General features: G+C 31.2%; 2 protein-coding genes. Both read right to left on the reverse strand.

Translation table 11 applies throughout. The annotated features are described in order from the left end of the window. Positions 1-120: glycosyltransferase (locus tag ACF91D_RS30445; RefSeq protein WP_392438481.1), on the reverse strand; the 120-nt coding region annotated here is incomplete at its 3' end. A 102-nt stretch (positions 121-222) separates the two neighbouring features. Next, positions 223-1,224: CDP-glycerol glycerophosphotransferase family protein (locus ACF91D_RS30450; protein WP_392438480.1), on the reverse strand; the 1,002-nt coding region annotated here is incomplete at its 5' end.

Below are 1,224 nucleotides of genomic sequence, written 5' to 3' on the forward strand. Positions count from 1 at the left end.
ATCATTAACTAATATTAATTCAAAGTGTTGGTTTGTCTGATTAATAAGACTTTCTAGGCATTGTTTGAGGTGTGCTTCGTTGTTATAAAAAGGTAAGATGATTGTAAGCTGATTATACATATGTAAACCTCCGTCATGCTGTTTTATAAAATATATTAGAGGGAGTAGGACAGAAACACTGTTTATAGAATGCGTTTTCTGTTCTACTCCCTTATATGTTTTTTAAAAGAAGCGTTGAACTATACTTTTAGCAGCAGTGCCAGTTTCAAAAGTACAGAAACGATTATAAAATGCATCATATTTATCTTTATAAGTTTCTTGAACTTTATTTATGTTTTCTATTGATTGAATTAAGTCTTCATTTGTTTTTAAAAGAGGTCCAGGCGCTTGATTTTCAAAATCAAAATAGAATCCTCTAAGACTGTTTTTATAGTGTTCAAGATCATAAGTGAAGAACAATAATGGTTTTTTCGTATTAGCGTAATCAAACATAACTGACGAATAGTCAGTAATACAGATATCAGCAATGAGGTATAAATCACTAATTTCATTATAGTTACTGCCATTAATCACAAAATCATTTAGACTACTGTCTAACTGTAAAGCATTACTGATAATAATATGTGGACGTAAAATTAAGATATAATCGTCACTTAAGCGTTTTTGCATTTCATATAAATCTATTTGCAGATTAATGATGTGTTTTTTGGCTTTTGTAAGTTCGTCGTCACGGAATGTCGGAGCGTATAAAATCACTTTACGGTCATCATGAATACCTAATTTTTGCTTAATGTGTATGCTTTCTTGTTCTAAAATAGCTTCGTCTTGATAAAATATGTCATTTCTTGGGTAACCAACCTCTAGTATCTCTTTATGAAAATCAAAAGCAGATTTAAAGCATTCTGTCGCGTAAGGACTTGGTGATACAAGGTAATCCCAATATTTTATTGCATGATTAATGCGATTTTTATAACCATCATCACGGCCTGCAAAAGTTTCTATATCATTCAACATTTTTTTGAGTGGAGTCCCATGCCAAGTTTGAATATAAAGTGTATCTTTGGGTTTATTAATGTAGTATGGGAAATTTTGGTTGTTGATCCAATACTTCGCTCGTGATAAATAGTGATAATATTCTGGTGATAAACGTTTTATTGACTTAACATTCGCATCATTAAATGGGTATTGTGTGTTGCTAACCCACACAATTTGGTATTGGTTGCT

It is taken from the genome of Staphylococcus sp. 231237_7MaSpsaltlick, assembly GCF_043107035.1.